Here is a 3,282-nt window from a genome sequence, read left to right on the forward strand (position 1 = left end):
AATTCATGCACGTGTAGCAGTCCTCAACAGATTTACGGAATTAGGTCGACCACTTACCCAAGTTACGCCTTAAATTTGGCTCAATTAGGGGCGCTTTGCATTTCAAATCTTTGTGCAACAAAGCCGTTTTTAATAGAAAAACCTTAATTTTTTTAAAATTGAGACTTATAGGTGTAGAGATTCACCCCCCTTAGTTACAGCTGAGAGTGGTGGCAGTCCAAATCTAACTAAAAGGTGTCTATAAAATCAGTAGCTATTCAGTCTTGCAAAATATTCACTTAATTTTTGTTATACAAAGCTTTTGAGTAAAGGATGAACCCACATCAATGTAATAGCAATTATCTAACCGGGTCATTTCCTTGACGATCGTATGTCCCAAATAGATAGCATCTATGTTCTCTACAACATCATAATTATCTGAATAGTTCTTTACTCTTCCACGCCCCCATAGTGCATTTGTGTAAGCTGAAACCATTCCTGAAATCCTGTAATCACCTTGCATGATATCTGCTTTAAAAGCGCCCCATTCATGAATATCAATATCTGCATGAACTACTCCTATTCGTTTATCTAGAAGTTCAAGCTCGATAACGATTGGTAAATCTTCAAAGCTTTTGATAATTTTATGCTGCTGATGTGATGACAACTGATAGAACCACTCACCACCATTTCTTTCATGTAAATGTCTAAGCTTTGAATCAAATAGACTTTTAATACACATTTCTTCGTGATTGCCACGAACGGTTCGAAACCATGGTTTTTTAATCAATGAAAAACATTCTAAATTTTCTTTGCCTTTATCAACCAGGTCACCCGTGCATATCAACAAATCTTTATCAAAGTCAAAATCGATAGCGTTGAGATGGCTCATCAGCAAGTGATAAGAACCATGCAAGTCGCCTACTACGAAGATCGATTTGAAAGATGATCCATCTATAATCTGGATATGATTTGTCATGAGGGAGCATCATCCTACTGATTAATAGCATTATGCATGAATAATATTTTAACTAACCACAGACCTTCAACCAACCTTGATCGCAAAAATAGCCCCAGACGAATTTTTACTTTTGGTCAGCCCATTCAGACATGATCTCAATACTAAATAAGTCCCGTATCAGAAATGTGTGTCACCAATCTGACTTTGGTTTTGCCAGTTGCAGTACAGGTGGCTTGTTATTACCTGATGCTCTTTTGCGAACTTTGCCTTTTAGTTTAAGCAACTGTATAGGTGAAAATGACTCTTCAGGTATTAAAACATTGAAATTATTAATCATGTTTAATGCAGCTAGAATTGCAATTAAATCCGAGAGTTTCGCATTACCTTTCTCAGCATTTAACACCGTTCTTCGACTGATCCATGCTTTACTCGCAACTTCAGCTTGTGTCATATCTCGATTTAATCGAATGCGTTTTAAGCGCTCTCCCAACACTGATGCACTATATACTGGACTGTCATTTTCAGAATACATCATTATTCATCACTCACATTTAGATATTTTATGACCTTATGGCATAGAAAAATCTAGTCAATCCTAAAGTCGTTAAGTCCTAATATTGCACATATCCTGTTTTAATTGCCAGTTATGTGCAAATATCTGTACCTAATACCATATAGATTCTTTCTGATACACACTGAGAATGAGGAGCATGCCATTTTTATCTTCTCCATTGGCTCATACTGAACCTCTCTTTTTTATAATAAAATAAATTGAGCTCCTGACATTCTTTGATTATTTATTTTTCAGTTTTTATAAGAACTACTGATCAGGACCTTGACGCACTGCTCTTTACTGGATAACCTTATTTCAACACAGCAAAATCTGTGCTCAGGTGTGAGAACCTGATAAAATCTAGGTGCAATTAAATGTCGCACTTGCGGCTATTTTTTTGCCTACTGTTAAGCAGTTCTTATGGTAGCTTAGCAGGGCAGCTTCGTGCTGGCTGATCCTAGATTCAGTATTCTCACCCCTGTTAAGTTGCCTCCATTACCGTGAGAAGTGATGGAGATAATTAAACTCTTATCTAGGAAACTGCTATGCGTACTAAATTCAATGATGCAAACCCATGCATGCCAAAAAACCTCGCTAAACAGCTGATTATCGAAGGTGCTAAAGTTCTGAACCATCAACAGCGCCAAGCCTTGCTCGATATTTTCATGGCTTTAGATCAGGCGGAAAAAACAGCTGAAAAGATACTTCAGCAACATGCTGTAGCTCAACAGAGCACCTACAACTTTTCTCAAGTTCACGAATGCCAAGATGAAGACAATCAGGAATATTGGTCAGGTCATTACCATGATTCTTACAGTCAAGAATATCCAGAAGATTGGGTAAAACGGACTCAGTCCACCCCACGTCGTCATAAGTTCCCTAAGACTGTTTACTGATCGGCGGGGGTGTCTCTTTAAAAGTAGGCATCATAATCCGAGCTACTCGACCGAGTTGGCTCGGATTCTCTTGGTGAAAGTACTGCATCATTTTGATGATCTAGATGTGAATCTTCGGATAACTCGGTTAGCCTTGGCACTGTTGCAAATAGTGATTTGAGTCGATGATGTTCCCTTTAAAAAGTGCTTAGAGACCGAAAACCCTGTTGATTAGACACACTTCACCCTGAGGCTGACCATAATAAAATGACGATGCTTGTCCTTTACGTAGTGCACGCATGACTTCAATACCTTTAATTGTGGCATAAGCAGTCTTCATAGATTTGAATCCTAATGTGGCCCTGATGATTCGCTTTAACTTACCATGATCACATTCAATGACATTATTTTTATACTTAATCTGCCTGTGCTCAATATCTACTGGACATTTTCCTTCTCGCTTTAATCGTGATAAAGCATGGCCATAGGTCGCTGCTTTATCTGTATTGATGACCCGTGGAATTTGCCATTTTTTCACCGTATTGAAGATCTTTCCTAGAAAACTATAGGCTGATTTACTGTTCCGTCTAGCGGAAAGGTAAAAGTCAATCGTATGACCCCGTTGATCAACTGCACGATACAGGTAAGTCCATCGCCCCTTCACTTTGATATAAGTCTCATCCATATGCCATGAATGTAAATCTGTAGGATTACGCCAATACCAGCGTAACCGTTTTTCCATTTCTGGAGCATAACGCTGAACCCAACGATAAATTGTACTGTGATCGGCACTGTTGCAAATAGAGATTTGAGTCGATGATGTTCCCTTTAAAAAGTACTTAGAGACCGAAAACCCTGTTGATTAGACACACTTCACCCTGAGGCTGACCATAATAAAATGACGATGCTTGTCC

General features: G+C 38.6%; 3 protein-coding genes and 1 pseudogene. 1 reads left to right on the forward strand and 3 read right to left on the reverse strand.

All coding sequences use genetic code 11. The annotated features are described in order from the left end of the window. Positions 1-274: 274 nt before the first annotated feature. Both FTV30_RS15760 and FTV30_RS15765 read right to left on the reverse strand, forming a co-directional pair. On the reverse strand, positions 275-958 hold the full coding sequence (locus FTV30_RS15760) for a metallophosphoesterase (RefSeq protein ID WP_101235089.1): 684 nt from the start codon (positions 956-958) through the stop codon (positions 275-277). A 172-nt stretch (positions 959-1,130) separates the two neighbouring features. After that, complete coding sequence (locus tag FTV30_RS15765) at positions 1,131-1,475, reverse strand: helix-turn-helix transcriptional regulator (RefSeq protein WP_180001903.1); 345 nt, start codon at positions 1,473-1,475, stop codon at positions 1,131-1,133. A gap of 563 nt (positions 1,476-2,038) precedes the next feature. On the opposite strand from FTV30_RS15765, the gene FTV30_RS15770 reads away from it, so the two are divergent. After that, a complete protein-coding gene (locus tag FTV30_RS15770) occupies positions 2,039-2,389 on the forward strand; it encodes a hypothetical protein (protein ID WP_004282055.1) in 351 nt (116 codons plus the stop codon). Between the two features lie 187 nt (positions 2,390-2,576). Here the strand turns inward: FTV30_RS15770 and FTV30_RS15775 are convergent. Continuing rightward, positions 2,577-3,161 (reverse strand): annotated as a pseudogene (locus FTV30_RS15775) (IS6 family transposase); the annotation flags it as partial. Between the last annotated feature and the right edge of the window lie 121 nt (positions 3,162-3,282).

Source organism: Acinetobacter sp. YH12255 (assembly GCF_013417355.1).
Taxonomy (GTDB): Bacteria; Pseudomonadota; Gammaproteobacteria; order Pseudomonadales; family Moraxellaceae; genus Acinetobacter; species Acinetobacter pseudolwoffii.

Coding starts and splice junctions, on each gene's coding strand:
- FTV30_RS15760 (WP_101235089.1), bottom strand. CDS start 958: ATGACAAATCATATCCAGATTATAGATGGATCATCTTTCAAATCGATC.
- FTV30_RS15765 (WP_180001903.1), bottom strand. CDS start 1,475: ATGATGTATTCTGAAAATGACAGTCCAGTATATAGTGCATCAGTGTTG.
- FTV30_RS15770 (WP_004282055.1), top strand. CDS start 2,039: ATGCGTACTAAATTCAATGATGCAAACCCATGCATGCCAAAAAACCTC.